The sequence below is a fragment of the Paenibacillus sp. FSL H7-0716 genome, assembly GCF_038002705.1.
Lineage (GTDB): Bacteria > Bacillota > Bacilli > Paenibacillales > Paenibacillaceae > Paenibacillus_AQ > Paenibacillus_AQ odorifer.
In genome coordinates, this window is the sequence record NZ_JBBODA010000050.1 from 1 (window position 1) to 17416 (window position 17416).

The 17416-nt window shown below is 45.2% G+C and carries 12 protein-coding genes; 3 read left to right on the top strand and 9 right to left on the bottom strand.

Going from position 1 to position 17416, the window contains the following annotated elements; all coding sequences use genetic code 11:
- Positions 1-61 precede the first annotated feature (61 nt).
- Genes MHH60_RS30915 through MHH60_RS30930 form a run of 4 tightly spaced genes read right to left on the bottom strand, consistent with a single transcriptional unit; the run spans position 62 to position 4360 of the window.
- Positions 62-841, bottom strand: a complete 780-nt coding sequence (locus MHH60_RS30915; RefSeq protein WP_076134615.1) for a glucosamine-6-phosphate deaminase — start codon at positions 839-841, stop codon at positions 62-64.
- Between the two features lie 46 nt (positions 842-887).
- Positions 888-2450, bottom strand: coding sequence for an extracellular solute-binding protein (locus MHH60_RS30920; protein ID WP_076134616.1), 1563 nt, complete (start codon positions 2448-2450; stop codon positions 888-890).
- 44 nt (positions 2451-2494) lie between these two features.
- Positions 2495-3364, bottom strand: coding sequence for a carbohydrate ABC transporter permease (locus tag MHH60_RS30925; protein ID WP_076130282.1), 870 nt, complete (start codon positions 3362-3364; stop codon positions 2495-2497).
- 15 nt (positions 3365-3379) lie between these two features.
- Entirely contained in the window at positions 3380-4360 is a 981-nt protein-coding gene (locus tag MHH60_RS30930) for an ABC transporter permease (RefSeq protein ID WP_081388941.1), read from the bottom strand.
- Between the two features lie 263 nt (positions 4361-4623).
- Here MHH60_RS30930 and MHH60_RS30935 point away from each other — a divergent pair, with 263 nt between their 5' ends.
- Positions 4624-6912 (top strand): helix-turn-helix domain-containing protein, encoded by a 2289-nt coding sequence (locus tag MHH60_RS30935; protein WP_076134617.1) that lies wholly within the window; start codon positions 4624-4626, stop codon positions 6910-6912.
- A gap of 76 nt (positions 6913-6988) precedes the next feature.
- On the opposite strand, the gene MHH60_RS30940 is transcribed toward MHH60_RS30935, so the two are convergent.
- The 5 genes from MHH60_RS30940 to MHH60_RS30960 form a co-directional block, all read right to left on the bottom strand.
- Entirely contained in the window at positions 6989-8992 is a 2004-nt protein-coding gene (locus MHH60_RS30940; RefSeq protein WP_076134618.1) for a beta-galactosidase, read from the bottom strand.
- 26 nt (positions 8993-9018) lie between these two features.
- Positions 9019-10443: a family 43 glycosylhydrolase gene (locus tag MHH60_RS30945; RefSeq protein ID WP_076134619.1), complete on the bottom strand. Its 1425-nt coding sequence runs from the start codon at positions 10441-10443 to the stop codon at positions 9019-9021.
- A gap of 86 nt (positions 10444-10529) precedes the next feature.
- The gene (locus MHH60_RS30950; RefSeq protein ID WP_076134620.1) at positions 10530-12203 is read right to left on the bottom strand and encodes a hypothetical protein; all 1674 of its coding nucleotides are present in this window, start codon (positions 12201-12203) and stop codon (positions 10530-10532) included.
- Positions 12204-12244: 41 nt separating this feature from the next.
- A complete protein-coding gene (locus tag MHH60_RS30955; RefSeq protein WP_081383383.1) occupies positions 12245-13114 on the bottom strand; it encodes a carbohydrate ABC transporter permease in 870 nt (289 codons plus the stop codon).
- Positions 13115-13156: 42 nt separating this feature from the next.
- Positions 13157-14113: an ABC transporter permease gene (locus tag MHH60_RS30960; RefSeq protein WP_081382600.1), complete on the bottom strand. Its 957-nt coding sequence runs from the start codon at positions 14111-14113 to the stop codon at positions 13157-13159.
- A 228-nt stretch (positions 14114-14341) separates the two neighbouring features.
- Between MHH60_RS30960 and MHH60_RS30965 the strand changes: the two genes are divergently transcribed.
- Positions 14342-16072, top strand: a complete 1731-nt coding sequence (locus MHH60_RS30965) for a sensor histidine kinase (protein ID WP_076134621.1) — start codon at positions 14342-14344, stop codon at positions 16070-16072.
- The gene (locus MHH60_RS30970; protein ID WP_076134622.1) at positions 16053-17408 is read left to right on the top strand and encodes a response regulator; all 1356 of its coding nucleotides are present in this window, start codon (positions 16053-16055) and stop codon (positions 17406-17408) included. The genes MHH60_RS30965 and MHH60_RS30970 overlap by 20 nt, the downstream gene beginning before the upstream one ends.
- Positions 17409-17416: the final 8 nt, after the last annotated feature.

Here is a 17416-nt window from a genome sequence, read left to right on the forward strand (position 1 = left end):
TGCTCGACACTTACCTCAACCGGCAGCCCAGTTTTATAGTGCCTTCCTTTAATTGGCGCGTTCATAGGCCGAAGGCAGCCCGATCCGTGAACATCGTGATCTCCGGATGGGTGCGCAGTATAGTAGCTGGACATGCCGTGCTGATCGAATCATGGAGCGCCGCCTGTAAAGCATTGCGTTTGGACACCCCAGGTACAATTCCGTACAGGTGACGGCCAGCCAGCAAGGCTGGTACCGTAAGCGTCAGCGCATGGGTTGGCACCTCGTCCAGCCCGGTAAAACAACCGTCATTCACCTGCTGGCGGCGGCAGGCTTCCTCCAGTTCGACCGCTTTGACCAGCTGCGGGTCGGTAAAATTAGCGACTGGCGGATCATTAAACGCGATATGCCCGTTTTCCCCGATCCCGAGGCAAACGATATCAATAGGCGCCTCGCTCAACAAAGCCGAATACCTCTGGCATTCCTGCACCACATCAGCGGCGAGACCATCCAGCAGTTCTACCCGGCCAGGGTTAACCCGACTGTATAGCCGATCTGTCAAAAAACGGCCGAAACGCTGGGGAGCCGAAGCCGCAAGACCAATGTATTCATCCATATGAAAAGCATTGACCCGGGACCAATCAATCCCTTGCTCCCGCACCAGCCCCTCGTACAGTTCATTTTGCGAAGGTGCGGCAGCAAACACAATTCGGACCTGACGCGCAGAATCTTGAAGCAAAGCTCTAATTTTCTGCGCAACCTGCGATGCCGCCGCAGCGCCCATCAGGTTACGATCTTCGTAAACCTGAACGGACATCTGCTCTACTCTGTGTGTCTCTAAAGGCTTAATGATGTCATTCATCCCGCTCATCCTTTCCGGGCAACTATTGTCCTTGGCACCAGACAGATTAATTCCCGTTTAACTGAATGTTCTGAACACGGTCGTAAGCTTCCTTATAAGTAGCCAGCAGCTTATTCACGCCGAGATTGTTCATCTCCTCCACATATTTGTCCCAGTCGGCCAGCTTTCGGGAGCCGGTAACAAACTTGGCAAAGCTTTCATCGCGGTGTTTTTGGATCGCCTGGCCGGTTATCGCAATAATTTCATTCTCTTTCTCCGTAAATGCAGGCCGTGGCTGCATCATGGACGGATCATATTTCGTCGCTTCTTCAAAGGCATACTTTAAATTGTCTGAGAACAACGACAGATGTGCCCCAAAGTCGATCCAGGTGTATGTTCCGCTAGTCTGAAGTCCTGTCTGCTTCCGCATTTCGATCACATCGTTGTACTCTGGTTTGAACTTAATCGTGTCGCCTTCCTTCACATACGTCTCGCCCTCCACGCCCCAGCTGCTGAGCGTACGTCCCTCTTCGGAATAAAAAAAGTCCATATAGCTCATCACATCATCGATGTTCTTTGAGGTTGAAGCCACGGTTAGGCCACCTTCCATATAATGAAAATACGGGTTCAGTTGCTTGCCGCCGGCAATGCCCGCTGGAGGAGCCATGAACTGCATGTTGAACTCCGGATTTTCCTGCTGCATCGCATTGTTAAAAAAATCGATCCGGCTGATGTAATCGATGGTCACAAACGATTTGCCCGTGGACACCATGTCCTGCCATTGCTTAGTTTGCAGAGATAGAAAGTCGGGTGGAATCAGCCCTTCGTCATAAAATATTTTCCACATGCCAACCATTTCCTTGTAACTATCTTCCGTGGGTCCAAAAAGCCACTCTTTTTTATCAAAATCATAATAAGCCCCTTCACCCGTCCCGTAATTCACTGTCATATTGGCATTCATTTCATCGGGAATTTGGCCGTAGCGGATCGAAAGCGGATAGCTGTCCGGATATTTTGCCTTCAAGGTTTTTAGAGCTGTATGCAGCTCCTCATATGTGGCTGGTGCCTGGATTCCTTCTTTGTCAAAAATGTCTTTACGGTATAACCAGATCATGCGGTTCGTCTCGCCAAAGCCCTGATTCGGGAACATATACATTTTGCCATCAGCAGACAGTGCAGCCTTCGCTTCCTCTGGATACTGCTTTACCCAGGCGGTCAGATTCGGCATTTTGTCCATATACTCCATCAAATCCACCAACGCACCCTGTTGCCCGAATTTATTCGATTCTTTGCGGTTAGGCATATACATCAGATCCGGCATTGCCTTCGAGGCAATCGCCAGGTTCAAGCTCTCTTCAAGCTTTCCGGAAGGGGTCTGCACCTCAAGTGTGACACCGGTTTTCTCCTTCAGCCAGCTCCAAATGGGCCAGCTTTTCGAATAAGGGAACGTAGCATTGTTGTCTAAGAGCGCAGTGAAGGTTTTTTCCGTTTTGGACGAGTCAGTAGGTGAAGCGGTACTGCTGCCCTGAGTATTACTCTGAGGCGAGGTGTCATTGCCCCCTCCGCTGCAGCCAGTTACTACGGTTGCTGCAATCACCAGTGGCAGCAGTACAGATTTGCATTTGTTCATTACGATCTCTCCCTTATTCTGAATTTGTGACGGTTCCACCCGCCTCAGCCTTTAACCGCACCAATCATGGCCCCCTTAACGAAATACTTCTGCACAAATGGATACACAATCAGAATCGGAAGCGTCGAGACCATAATCGTCGCGTACTTCAGCGATTCTTCTATCACCATGTTGTCACCTCCAATGCTAGTGACATCTCCCGAGCTAGCACTGCCAGCCAGCACCAGATTGCGCAGCAGTACTTGCAGCGGGAACAAATCCGGTGAGCGCAGGTAGAGCAGCGGGTAAATAAAGTTATTCCACATGCCAACCGCGTAAAAGAGCGCTATGGTGGCGAAGGAAGCCTTGGAAAGCGGAACAATAATACGGATAAATATACCGATATCATTCAGTCCGTCGATGCGGCCTGACTCCTCCAGCTCTTTAGGAATGCCGGAGAAAAAGGTCCGCATCAGAATCAGATTCCAGGTGCTAACCGCACCCGGCAGCACCATGCCCCATACGGTATCGACCAGATCCAGGGAGCGAACCACGAGGAATGTGGGAATCATCCCTCCGCTGAAAAACATCGTCACCACAATCAACAGGGTGAAGCTCTTGCGCAGCGCCATATCACTGCGTGAGAGTGCATAGGCACCCGTGGAGGTGACCACCAGCGAGATCAGGGTGCCAAGCACGGTGTAAATGAGTGTATTTTTGTAAGCCACCCAGATTTGCGAATCTCCGAGTACAAGCTTATACATATTCAGGTTAAAACCCTTAGGCCAAAAAGAAACTGTATTCTTCATGACATGCACATCACTACTGAGAGAGACAGCAAGCATATGCAGGAACGGATAAAGCGTGACCACCACAACCACAAGAAGGATAAAAGTGCTCACGACATTAAACCAGGATAAACGGGGTGATCTCATCACCACACCTCTTTTCTACCATAAACTTGTCTCACTTACACGACGGCTGATGTAATTTGCTGTATAGATGAAGATCAAGCTAATCACGCCCATAAAAAGATCAATAGAAGCGCCATAGCTGAAGTTCCCCTGCACCATACCCACCCTATAGACATAAGTACTGATAATATCCGCTGTGTCGTAGATCGCCGGGTTCTGCATCAGGAATACCTTCTCGAAGCCAATCTCGAGCACTTTACCGATATTAAGAATCAAGGTGATCACGATGGCGGGTGAAATGCCGGGCAAGGTGACATGCCATATTTTACGCATGCGGCTGGCTCCGTCCATATCAGCAGCTTCATACAGCTGAGGGTCGATAGCGGTCAAAGCGGCCAAGTAGATAATAGTCTCCCAGCCGATATGCTGCCAGATTTCCGACAGGACATAAATACCGCGGAACAATCCAGGTTCATTCATGAAATTGATCGGTCCAATCCCTATGGCACCAAGCAGATTATTAATCAGCCCTCCGGTTGGGGATAAAAACATGATTACCATACTGGCTACAATGACATTTGAGATAAAATGTGGAAGATAGCTGACGGTCTGCACAACTCGTTTGAAAGCAGCCTTGCGCACCTCATTAAGCAGAATCGCCAGTAGAATTGGTGCCGGGAAGCCAAAAAACAGCTTATATAAACCAAGCAGAAAAGTGTTTTTCATCAGCGGCCAAAAATCGGGATTCTCTATAAACATCCTGTAATATTTGAGTCCCACCCAATCACTGGCCCAAATCCCTTTAAAAAGATTGTAATCCTTGAAAGTGATAACTAATCCAAACATCGGTGCATAGCGGAAGATCAAATAATACAACAGGCACGGCAGGAACAGCAGCCAGAGCGCCTTGTTTTTATTCCAAGTTCGAAGGATTCCCGCTTTGTGGCGTTGAGGTCGTTGGGATCGCCGGTGCACTTTCTTTCGCATTTTGTCCTGCACTACGCTAGCTTGAGCCATATGCATGTCTCCTCTTGTTAAAATGATCATAACTCATATAGATGTCAGATTACTTCCCCCTTTTTTCCGGGATTTGTCTCCGAATTATAGCTGCATTTCTTTGGAAAGCGCTATCTACATGTTATATAACATTTCGCCTTAACTGCGGATTTCCATAGAATAGCGTACAAATCAGCAAAATTGCATATTGTTGGTGTTAGCTTTTTGCCGCTATGATAGAATTAATCCAATTCATTTACGGGTGCATCCAAAGGGGGATACATATGAAGGGATCGGTTACTGGCAAATTTGCGCTGAATGCCCTGTTCGTTAAGCTGATGCTAAGCTTCCTCAGTGTCATCTTAATTTTGGCATCATTTAATCTGTTCTCCCATCTGTATTTAAGCGGCAAAATCTATAAGGAGATGATCCGGCAAAATGAGCTTGGCCTCGCACAAACGGTCGAAGGCTACGAAAATCATTTCCGGTTGACCCAGAACATCATTCTTGCCCTCACCCAATCCGATTCATGGACTGCCAATCTGGGCATTCTAAGTCACCTCAAAGAGAACCGCCGATATGATATCCCGGCAGAAGTAATATCGGATCTCTCAACGCTGTATGCTAATCCTTTTCTGCATATCGAAAATTTCATTCTCTATTTTAAAAAGGAAAATTATGTACTGGAGAGGGAGGGCCTAAGCAGCGCCGCAGATATGTTCGGTAAATACTACTTCAGTGCAGAATACCCTCCGGAGTACTGGAGCCGGCAAACGATGGACAATCAATTTTTAAAAGTCATGCCCGCCGCAACCTTTACCGAGAAAACCATAAATTCCACCCGTACGCTCGGAAGGTTAATGCCAGTGCTGGTCAAAGCGATTCCTTATGAGGAGGTGTACGGCATTGTCATGCTGAATCCGCAGCGGATGCAGGCTGCCTACGGAGATGCCGGCAATACCCCGTTTTATATCCTGGATGCGCAGAAGAATCTATTGTTTTCCACATCAGAGGGGAAGCTGCAAACAAGCCAGCTTCCGGAAAGTGACAATGCCCATGAGCGGGTCGGAGACCAATATTACTTCTATGAAAAAGGTAAACAGACTGGATTCACATATATCCGAGTGACCCAGGTGGCGGCTATTGCTGCGGAAATGCGTGGTATGCAGCTATTGTTGGCTGTATTACTCTCTGCGGCAGTACTGATCAGTGTCCTCTCATCCCTAATCTTCAGCCACCGGCTTAACCAACCGCTCCAGCGCCTGATTGCCGCCTTGGACCGTAAAGCGGGCAGCCGGCCTGAAAAATTAAGCAGTGTGAAGGAATTCGCCATTATCGGCGACCACCTGAGCTCCATTTTGGAGAATAACCGCTTCATCCAGACCGATCTTGATCATAAGAACTCACTGGTGCGCCAATATGCCTATACTCATAAAGTGAAAAATATCCCGCTGAGTAAAAGCCTCGCGGAGCTTGAAGATGTAAGGCAATCCGAACAGCCCTATGCCTCCATTCTGTTCAAGGTCAGCTTCAAAACCTTACCGGACGAATTGGAGAAACACACACTGATGTTATGGAAGCTGGTTCAAAACTTGATCACTGGTGGAGAAAGTGAAAGCGTCGCACTCCAGCCGGAACATGATCAGCTCATGCTGCTCCTGTTCAATCCCGGACCGCAGAGCAGTTTTCTGCAGGCTCTTGATACACTTAAGGAGCTGCTGGATTCGGAGACATCCTTATATCTGACTATTGCTGTAAGTCCGGTATATTCAGGCGAAACCTCATTTACCGATGCCTACAATAATCTATCGATTTTGTTAAATGAGCGTAGATTAAACGGGGAAACACAAATTATCGTAGAACCTAGAGCCTCATCCGCCAAATCCTTTCATTTAAAGGTGACCCACGGAGAGGAGCTGCACAATCTGCTGCAGTCTGGCAATGAGGAGGCTGTATTCACTTGGTTGGATCGTCAGCTGGAGCAGCTGCAGCACAAGGATGCGGCGGCGGCGGATTTTCGGGCATTTGCCTTGGGAGCAGCGGAACAGACAAGCAAAACGGTGACGAAGCTGAATCTGCCCCAAACGGAAGCTGAGCGTCTCTTACCACCCCGACTAGAGCCATTTAACGCTTTCCACTCAATGGATCAATACAAGGAATGGCTGCGTGATCTGGTTCGTCCTGTGCTCGTGGTCATCAATAGCCACTCGGAGTCGCGCGACCCCATTATCAGCTTTGTACTGGATTACTTAGACAAACATTACGGCGAGGACATCAACCTCAACCTAGTAGCAGACAAGTTAAATTTAACTCCTGGTTACCTGTCCAGCATTTTCAAAGAGAAGACAAACATCAACTTCAGTGAATATCTGAACAATCTGCGGATTGAGCGGGCGAAAGAGCTGCTAATGAATCTGGAACTGCGGATTCAGGATATCGCGCTTCAGGTCGGTTATCAGAACGTAAATTCCTTCATCCGTATGTTCAAGCGTTGTGCGGGAATAACTCCGGGCGAATACCGCAAGCGCTATTCCCGTGATGATTCACTCCCCTCCTCCGGCCTTGGCTTGTAAAGGGGCTACATTTCAGAGGAGAGGACAAAAAAGGCCCCCCATTGGCTGGGGGCCTTTTTGTTGTAAAGATTTGCAATCAGAATCCCGTTTTTGGAATCTCTATTGGCACAATATTATAGGGCGCTGTCATACCCGTCCGCACCCGATACATCTGGTCATGGGCCTTTCTCGCTGCTTGTACGAAAGGTTCATATGGACGGTTGCAGACATCCACTACACCGATTTGATAGTTTTCTCCGTCATAACGTCCAAGCACGGGCTGATCATTCCACTGAAAATAATGAACTCCGATCAGCTGCGGGATGGCTGCCCCCTGCTCCACATAATAACGGTAAGCTTCACCGCGCTCCTTCTGAGTTGCCACCGCACGGATCCCATAAGCCAACATGCCGCCTTCAGCCGCACCAAAATGATATTCCCCAATCATGACTGGTTTGTTCAGTCGTCCGCTGATCTGGGCGATCTGTTCCTTGTCAGGACTGAACTGATAGCAGTTCATAGAGAATACATCAAACCATTCGCAGCCCTCCAGCACCTCATCACTGCCAACCCAGGCATAACGCATTCCCAAATTCAGATGATTCGGATCCGTCTGCTTGCAAAGACGGGCTGGCACTTCTACATACCGCCGGATCATGATCCGGTTGAACTGGTTATAATCCACTTCTCGGGCAGAAGTGAGATTATCCCCGGTTACATTCACATTCGATACATCGTATAAATCCTCGAACTCTTCAAAAACGCTATCCCACGCCTTGTTTAATTGCTCCACTGTTTTGTACTTTTCTGCAAGCCAGCGAATGAATTCCTTCTTGCTGGCATAACGGACCGGAGATTTCAGCATCTGCCCGGTCAAATTCAAGCCATCCACGAATGCCCAATGTGGCTCATTACGCATGAAATAGCCAACCATTCTCTGGTCCTCCCTTAATGGAAGAAGCTGCTCCGCAAAGCTCCCGGCATTCCGCTCATACTCCGGGCTAAACACATCCGGGAAATCCCGGAAAATAGATTGCTCCGTCATAGGAAAGTCCACTAGAGGATAAACATACGGAAGCTGAGATTCCTTAATGAAAAGATCATTGGACCAGTTACCGATGGTGTTGTATCCCCATTGTTGTAAGCGAAAATCCGTCATAGCCACCCAGTTAGAGCGCCACTCCGCCCCAAAAGCAGTGATCAGATTAGCAATCTCGAAGCTGAATTCCTCGCCATCCTGTGACCAAGCTTCTTGATAGATTCCTTCCCGCTCCGGCAACGAGGGTATCAAGTGTTCCATACCCGTTACATGCATAGAACAGGCTGGACCCACACAGTCCATCCCCGTACTAAACAGGGCATAACCCTCTGGATCAACGAACCACCAGCGGCTGCCGTCAAACTCCGTGCGGAAATATCCGGTTGCCGCGAAACTCAGCGCTTTCCAACCTCCGTACCTGCTGAGGTCACCTCCACTGTGATCAACTTGTGCCACAAATTGCCGCTCTGCGTGCAGCCGATCGGTCAACGCTTCTGCATCAACCGTTTTTCCTGGCCAATCCCTTCCCTTTAATTGGCCCAGATCATCTATATATGGTTGCTGTTCATACTCAAAGGCGGGCTCAGTTAGACTTAGTGCCAAGCCACTAATTTGCACAGCTCTACTTGTTGTTGAAGGGAGAGTAGCGATAGAGAATCGGGTGATATGCTTGCGATCGATGCCTGCATCTCCCCTCAGTACTGTCTGCATCACACCCGGATAACGGGGAAGGAACAGCTTCTCCCCATTTAAATGAATCAAGGGTAAACAAATTTTCGTGCGTACACCAGGTAAAATTCCTACATGATAAGTAATGACGCGATGATCCCGATCATAAAAACTGAATAACAGCACCAGAACGTCATGGCTTTCATGGTAAACCTCCGCATTAACGAAACCATAATCGCACCAAGCGGCGGATTCCAGCTGCCCTGGCTGAAGCTCAAATCCACCACCTTCTGGTGTAGTGATTAACTGAAATGCCTCAGAGGAAGTCGCAGTAAGTTGTGTATGGGGGGCACTTTTAAACCATTCCACAGGGAAGGAGACAGATAAACTCATCGGTATACCTCTTTTCTCTAAACTGTTTACCTTACTGAAATCAGTTGAAAAAGCTGCGGGTCTGCACCTAGACGGGGATCATGGCAGCGTTTGGATTCAAGAAACACACAACCCCAACCCCCACGCTGTTCTCCTGCTACGGTAAGAACTCTTCCGTCATTGCTCCCAATAGTCAGTGAACCTGCTTCAGACTCTGTAAGCAACCATATAAACTGATCTTCGTTGTCACGAATAGGCTCCAGCAGCAAGGAATTCAACGGGCCAATAGATAAGGCCTTTTCACTGTTTCGAATTCTTGCCCTACCCGTCTCCCCGTATTCAACCGTCCATCTCTGCTGCTGATCTTCATACGAAAGCGTCCGGACTTCGACGTTCAGGGTCTCCTCATGTTCAATGGATTGATTTCCCGCCGCCAGATAAAGCCCCATTCCTAAGCTTTTCAATCTGAACAGATCACTACCAGAGCTGCATTCCACAGCTACGACTCCCTTCCTAAGGTCAATCATCGTTCGCTCTGCCCAGTCAAGCTTCATTTCCCGGCCAGAAGGAAAGCTGAGCGGCAGAAATACATAGGAAGAGGCATAATAATCCGCAGGGTCCCAGCGATCCCCAACATACAGGTAAGAGCACTGGTCATTGTCTGTTCCTACAATAGGAACTATAAAAGCAGGCTGGCTGTCGTATGTAGTGATGTCGCCCAAAGGCAGCAAGGGTGACCAACGACCAAATAATTCCTCAGACCAGGCATAGGTTCCTTGGTTAGGCAACCAGCCCGTACAGGCGGACGAGATGAGAAAGTATACACCCTGACGCTTCATTAATGCAGGTGCTTCACGTGCTTGTCCGGGCCACAAGGTCTTGACCTGTTCTTCTATGCTGAGGTAATCAGGTGACAGACGATACATAATAAGATCAGCATTTTCCCTTGCCGCGGAGATAAAATAAGCCGTCCCATCGTCATCCTGGAACAGGGTGCAGTCACGAGACATGTTACCTATCGGATTAAAGCTGCCCCGGTAAACATAATCCCCATCTACCGTCCCGCAATCAGCGATCGCGCAGCGCGCATCAGAGTAGTCGCGTCCATTTTCCCAATGCATCCACATAACAAATCTCCCTGTAAGTTTGTTGTAGAGTACTTTTGGACGCTCAATTACCGCACCCGTTGGGCGACCCTCCCTGTCCAAGGGTTCAAGCTCTAATGTGGTGCGATGATAAATTGGCTGTACCGGTGAATCGAGTGTGAGCACATCATTGCGCCATTCCCAATTCACTAGATCCACAGACCGGTAGCAGCTCACTCTCCGCCGATCCATCCGGTTCTCACCAAACCAGTAATAATATCCATCCGTACAGAGCATATGTCCACCGTGTGCATGTACAGGATTTCCGTTCATATCCAGAAGCGGAGCGCTATTTAGTAGGGTGACTGTATTCGCGTTTTCGTCCATGATTATCCTCCAGAGGATCAGATTTTTATACAAAAAAGCAGGTTCGGCCAAGGATGATCTTAACTGAACCTGCTGTTCTTGCGAACTTATTTCAATCCCATCTGAGACATCACATCCACCTTGCTAGCATTGTTATACCATTCGTTGATTTCTCCGGAAATTATCGTACCGCCTTTGTCATGCCATTGCTTCACGAAGTCATCGTACGCAGTTAGCGGCTCTTTACTGTAAATAATTTTGGTGAAGGTTTCCTTTTCCATCGTATTCAGTTGCTCCCAGGTTGTCTGCATGGTCTTGGTAGGTGGACCGTTAAATGCATTTGGAAGCAGCGACTCTCTATTCTCATAGGAAATCACATATCCCTCTTTGGCTGTTTCATCATTTGCTGCCGATCTGATCAAGACCCCATTCTCTGCTTTTGCACCTTTGGAAAGATCATAAAAAGATTTACCTGGGCCATCAACACTTGGTGTATTTTTGGTAAAAGCCATTTTTCCTACACCTTGAGCGGCATCCAAAGGAGTATTGAATTTTTTGGAATCGAATACCACTTCATCGCCTACGATGTCATAATCATATCCCTGAGCATAACCATATTTGAAATCTCCGGTACCAAATGCTGCATCGTAAAGCTTGTCATAATACAAGAAGAAAGCTTCCATATTGTTAAAGTCTTTATTAAACATAAAGACACCATCGTTCTGTTGACCGGATTGGTAGGTTCGATCCCCACTTACACCGTTGATTGTTGGGTAAGCTTTGATTTTAGCCCCTTTTACGTTAGTTTCCACATCTTTAACACTGCCGTACAGCCAAGGACGGCCAATAATAATCCCTGCTTTACCTTCAGTGAAATCCGCCAGTGCATCCCAGGCACCCTGTGTAGCTAACTCCTTATTTAAATACCCTTTGGAGTACCAATCGCGTAGTTTAGCTAACGCATCTTTTGTCCCATCAGCGACGGAACCGTAAGTGAGTTTACCATTGTCGTTATACCATTGGCCGGGGAGACTCTTCCCTGTATAAGCACTAAAAATCATTACAGAATCGCTTACCCAGCCCGTGTTGTAAGAATCTTTTCCCGAGAAATCAAATCCATAAGTATCATTTTTTCCGTTACCGTCCGGGTCATCATTCGTAAAAGCAGCGATTACCTGTTCAAATTCATCTATATTTGTTGGCGCTTTTAAATTTAATTTATCTAACCAATCTTGACGGATAAGCATGACTTCACCTTCAGTGAGATTGGGCGAGATCGCCATCCCATAAACCTTGCCGTCCTGGATAACCGGGTTGAACGTTGTTGGATATTGTTTATATATTTCTTTCAGACGCTCAGGCATATATTTGTTAATGTCTTCCGCAATATCTTTTACAAGTCCAGATTGAATCAGATCATTTTCTAAGGAGGTGTCATACACTGGCAAAACATCCGGAAGCTTCTCGGAACCAGTGAGCGCTAAACGAAGTTTCGTATTATATTGGGAGGCATCACCGCCCAAAAGAGTAGTTTGGATGTTAATCCCTAGATTCTCCACACCCCAGCGGGTCAACACATTATCATTTAAGCTCTCCCCGTTGATATATTTACCGGCATTCTCATCTTGTTGCTTGGCGATGTTGATAGTAATAGGAGGATCGTATTTGCCGTCTTTGAGAACCGCTTCTGCCGCATTAGATTCTTTACCGTTTGAGCCGCAGCCCGCTAGCAATCCTGCCATCAATACAGTAGTCGTTATTAAGGCCCCTGTTTTTTTCATCAATAAGCTCCTTTGAATTAAAGTTTTATATGTTGGTCACGTTATTCTTTTACAGCACCCAGAACGATGCCTTTGACAAAATACTTCTGTAGAAACGGGTACACAAGGATAATGGGCAGTGTGCTAATAAAAATTTGCGCAGCTTTGATACTCTGTTCTGACAACGCGGCTGCTTCTGATTGACTAAGTGCCATACTCTGCGCTGAACCTTGCACAACTACAGTCTGTAAGAATGAAGCTAACGGATAGTCCGTTGTATTCGACATATACAAAATCCCATCAAACCATGCGTTCCAGCTCCCCACCATGATAAACAATCCGACGGTTGCCAGACCGGGAAGGGAAAGCGGAAGATAGATTTTCCGGAAAATGACGAAGAACGAAGCCCCATCGATAAATGCCGCCTCTTCAAGCGCCTTAGGGATTGTTTTAAAGAAATTCATAATCAGAATCAAATTATAAGCTCCGAAGGCACCGGGAAGCACGAGCGACCAGATCGTGTCCTTGAGCCCAAGTTTCGTAACCAATATATAAGAAGGAATCAAACCACCGGAAAACAACATCGTGAATATAAAAATCCACATTAAAGCATTACGCCCCCGGAAATCTTTGGACAAGGCATACCCTGCCGTTGTAATAATAAACATACTGATTAACGTCCCCAGCACCGTCCGGACCACTGAGATTCTCATCGAGCCTGTAAAATTCGTGTTTTTAAAAGTTTTCACATAGGCTTCGATATTAAAGTCCACCGGCCAAAAGGATACCAAATTCCCATTTACCGCTGTCTTACTGCTAAATGATTGTGCTAGCAAATGAAGCATAGGCAATAAACACGATAAGGCTACTAGAATCAGGAGGATATGATTGAAAATCGAAAATATCCTATATCCCTTGGATTTATAATACACTCCCATTCCTCCTAACAGTTTTGTAAGCTTAACAACGTCGATTTAAAATATTTTGTAGTTAGCTACCTTGTAAGCAATTCGATAGGAAATTACGATTAATATGAAGCTGATGCCGGATTTAAACAACCCAACAGCGGTACCAAAACCGTATTGGCCATTCAATAAGGATGACCGGTAAACATAAGTATCGATGATATCTCCCGTACTATAGACGAGTGGATTGTATAAGTTAAAGATTTGGTCAAATCCTGCATCCAGGATATTCCCAAGGCTTAACGTTGCAATTACGATGATCATCGGCATCATACTCGGTAAAGTAACATGGCGTATTTGTTGGCGGCGTGAAGCGCCGTCGATCTCGGCGGCCTCATAATAAGAAGGGTCGATCCCTGTAATCACCGCTAAGTAAACAATCATGCCAAATCCGAAGTTTTTCCATAAATCACTGATGATGATCGTCGGTCTGAACAGCGTAGGATCGCCCAAAAAGAAAATCGGTTTCAGTCCGAGGAAATTCGTAAGAAAATGATTTATGCCCCCATCCAGACCTAAGATATCAATCATGATTCCGGCAACGGTTACCCAAGAGAGGAAATGCGGTAAATAGACCAAGGTTTGAATACTCTTTTTAATCCCCATGTTTCTAATCTCGCTTAGCAGAATCGCCATAAAGATAGGAACGATAATTCCCACTATAATTTTGATTACAGCAATAATGAGGGTGTTGATAATAGATTGTGTCGCCTCTTTATATTGAAAGATTCTTGCGAAGTTATCCCAACCAATCCAAGTTGAACCTGTAATTCCAAGCCAGGGCTTGTAATCCTGAAAGGCCATCACTAATCCGACCATAGGACCGTAGGCAAAAATTAGAACGAATACCAAAGCTGGGATACATAAAACATACAATGGCCAATTTTTTTTGATTTCCTTTTTCCAAGGATTTTTTCTGCTTTTTTTAACGTTGGCTTTCTCACTCCATTTGAGCTGGGTATTCATTATCTGTGCTATTGTGCTTACCCCCTTTTACATTCTTGGCTGCTAATTTCTTTCTGGTTTAATGTTAACAAAAGCGCTTTCATTCGAAAATGTCTCAAATTAAATATCATAACCACTCGCTAAACATCTTTATAAACGCTTTCATTTTGCGAGAGCTCTTCCCTTTTTCTTTTGGAATATATGGCTTATGATGAATTCACACGAGTCCTAGCGACAGGAGTAATGCTTATGATTAAAAAAGTAAATATGAAACGATTCATATATTTTTTCGTTTTTTTCCTTTTACTTACCTTAAGTTTGTTTTTCATAATGAACTCCCTAGGTTCCAAAACCATTCAAGAGAGCTTGGTTAACTCCTCCAAAAATCAGCTAGCTTATACGGAAAGCATACTGGATGGCATCATCTCTGAGGCAAGTTTGTATGGCATCCAATATACAGCCGACACCTCCGTACGTTTCTATCAAAGCAAAATACAAGAGATGAACAATTACGATGCCCAGATGAAAAAAAATGATATCTATGACCGCATATCAGCACCACTTCTCTCCAGTCAGGCGATTGAATCTATCGGTATCTACTGGAAATCGGACGGCACTTTTATTTTTACGGGTCATGATTCGCTTGCCAAACAGCCCTTTCAGAAGGTCACGCAGCGAGGCTGGCAGATTGTTAATAATAATTTGTATTATTTTTCAATCTACCCTTATATTCATGAGCCTAAGAATCCTGCCAATATTCAATACATTGTGGGCGTTAAGCTGAAAAAGGAGTATTTAACAAGTCTTTTAGAAAAAGCAGTGAGTGGCGGTGAGAGCTCCAATGCCTTTTTGCTTGTGAACAAGAGTTTGATGATTAGCAATAAAGCGGTGGATATTCGAATCGAGGAAAAAGCCAAGGAGACGATAACACCCAATGCACATGAAATTCTAAAGTTTGACTATCATATCAACGATGACGATTATTATGTTTTATCAAAGTATATTGAGCCGATTGATACGTATCTAGTTACCTATACGCGAATGAGTGATTTTTTGAATCCGCTTAACCGGAATAAACAGGTGTTTTTTGTCAGCATCTTAATGATCTTGATCATTGGCCTTATCGTGATTTTTATGTTCTATCGAAACTATTATCGCAATGTATATCTGCTCGACAAGAAATTCTACCAAGTGGAACAAGGGAATTACAGCACCAGAATTAGTGAGAACCCGGACAATCAATTTTATAGTCTATTTAAAAGCTTTAACCACATGGTCGCCAAAATACAGGCTTTATTCGCTTCATTAAAAATAGAAACCGAGCTGCGCAGAAACGCGGAAGTGAAACAGCTGCAGGCTCAGATCAATCCACATTTTCTTTACAATAATCTGTTTTTCATTATGGCTGTGGCAAAAACTTCACCGGAAGCCGTAATGCAGATGAGCAAACATTTAGCAGAGTACTATCGTTATTTAACAAAAATGAATTCAGATAATGTTACGTTGGCTTCTGAATTGCAGCTTGCCGATCATTTTTTATCCATCATGTCACTTTCCAAAAAAATAAATTATGAAATCAACCTGCCCCCTGAACTGGGAGAGCATCTGATTATGCCACTGATTATCCAGCCTATGGTCGAGAACGCGATTCAGCATGGGATTGAAGAACAGCAAGGGGCTTATCGCGTTACTATAGATGTAAAAGCACTTGATACTGGAGCGTTAATTATTGTAGCCGATGATGGTAAGGGGCTTACTGCTGAGGAAATACACCAGCTAATGGCCAGGCTTGAGAATGAATCCCCTCCTGAAGGATCAAGAGGAATTGGTCTTTGGAACATTCATCATCGCCTCAAAAATGCGTATGGTGAATTAAGCGGACTGCGTTTCTTCATTAATGACTGGGGCGGTTTATCCGTGCTGGCATTCATAGATTTCTCGCTGGATGAAGGAGGTCAATATGCGATTATTGATAGTTGATGACGGGCATTACATCGTTGAATATTTAAAACACCTGCTGGATTGGAACAAATTTGGGATTGAGCATATTGAGGCGACAACAAATTCGATTGAAGCCAAGGAGCTATTGAATCAGAATCATATAGATATTCTTATTACAGATATTCGTATGCCCGAGGTATCCGGCATTGATTTACTGCATCATGTTCATGAAAAAAAGCTCAAAACCAAGGTGATTTTTCTTTCCGGTTATTCTCAATTTGATTATGCACAGCAAGCCATTCGTCTGGGCGCTTTGGATTATTTACTCAAGCCGGTAGATAAAGAGGATATGGAAAAAGCCATGAGTCAAGTTATTAAGAGTATCGCTGAGAAACCCTCAAAAACCCCAGTGGTAGAGAAAAAGATAGATGGGCTAGGTTACCTGCTATCTGTTATTAGCGAATCTTCCCCAATACGTAATGATTACAGTACATTCGATTCTACCTTCCGGAATGAGCATTTTTGCTTTTTTCATGTCTCAGGGGCTAGTGGGAAAGATGAAATGATGTTAAAAGATCATAATGGTGGACGAGACTTTATTTGGACCACTCCATCAGCCATTACTGGAATTATTCCAGAATCAAATATCGAAACTGTGGCAAGCAGCGTCGATTCCATTTCTTTTTCCGAGCCGTTTGAATTTTCTCAAAAGCATGCTGTTCGGCATATTTTTTATCATTTCTTTTTTAATGAAAATATAGGTACCAGTGACTTTACTATGCTGCATGACTCTAGTGCTCTCCCTAAATTAGAGCTTGGAGAATGGGAGCAAACCAGAAAAAACATTTTAAAAAACTTTGCCAAGCTCACTGTCAAAAAACAAAAGCTCCTCTACCTGCTCGAATTCATTAATTTGCTGTATTCCACAACCGCTAAAATCCAATCAGCTGAGGCCGCAGACTGGATTTTCAATCAATTATCAGAGCCAAATACGGCTCTTCAATCCATCTTGCAGAGCCTCACCCAATTAGATAGAAGCGCTAAATTTTCCAATCAAAATATTGTTCATACCATTCAAGCCTATATCTCCAATCATATTAGTGAATGCTTGAGCCTGGAGGACTTAGGAAAAATTGTTCACCTCCATCCTGTTTACCTGTCCAAATTTTATAAGCAGGAGACGGGCGAAAATTTATCGAGCTACATTTCTTCTAAACGCTTGGAAAAGGCCTCCAAGTTATTGATCGATTCCAACTTACATGTGCTCGATATTTCACATCTAGTCGGCTACAAAAAGCCACAATATTTCATTAAGCTATTCAAAGATCAGTACGGCATTACGCCTTATCAATATCGAAGACAGCAGATTAAATGAAACAAAAA

Bases quoted from the DNA above. Each gene is read 5' to 3' on its own strand.
- MHH60_RS30920 (WP_076134616.1), bottom strand. From the start codon at position 2,450: ATGAACAAATGCAAATCTGTACTGCTGCCACTGGTGATTGCAGCAACC.
- MHH60_RS30945 (WP_076134619.1), bottom strand. From the start codon at position 10,443: ATGGACGAAAACGCGAATACAGTCACCCTACTAAATAGCGCTCCGCTT.
- MHH60_RS30960 (WP_081382600.1), bottom strand. From the start codon at position 14,113: ATGAATACCCAGCTCAAATGGAGTGAGAAAGCCAACGTTAAAAAAAGC.
- MHH60_RS30930 (WP_081388941.1), bottom strand. From the start codon at position 4,360: ATGGCTCAAGCTAGCGTAGTGCAGGACAAAATGCGAAAGAAAGTGCAC.
- MHH60_RS30940 (WP_076134618.1), bottom strand. From the start codon at position 8,992: ATGAGTTTATCTGTCTCCTTCCCTGTGGAATGGTTTAAAAGTGCCCCC.
- MHH60_RS30915 (WP_076134615.1), bottom strand. From the start codon at position 841: ATGAATGACATCATTAAGCCTTTAGAGACACACAGAGTAGAGCAGATG.
- MHH60_RS30935 (WP_076134617.1), top strand. From the start codon at position 4,624: ATGAAGGGATCGGTTACTGGCAAATTTGCGCTGAATGCCCTGTTCGTT.
- MHH60_RS30965 (WP_076134621.1), top strand. From the start codon at position 14,342: ATGATTAAAAAAGTAAATATGAAACGATTCATATATTTTTTCGTTTTT.
- MHH60_RS30970 (WP_076134622.1), top strand. From the start codon at position 16,053: ATGCGATTATTGATAGTTGATGACGGGCATTACATCGTTGAATATTTA.
- MHH60_RS30925 (WP_076130282.1), bottom strand. From the start codon at position 3,364: ATGAGATCACCCCGTTTATCCTGGTTTAATGTCGTGAGCACTTTTATC.
- MHH60_RS30950 (WP_076134620.1), bottom strand. From the start codon at position 12,203: ATGAAAAAAACAGGGGCCTTAATAACGACTACTGTATTGATGGCAGGA.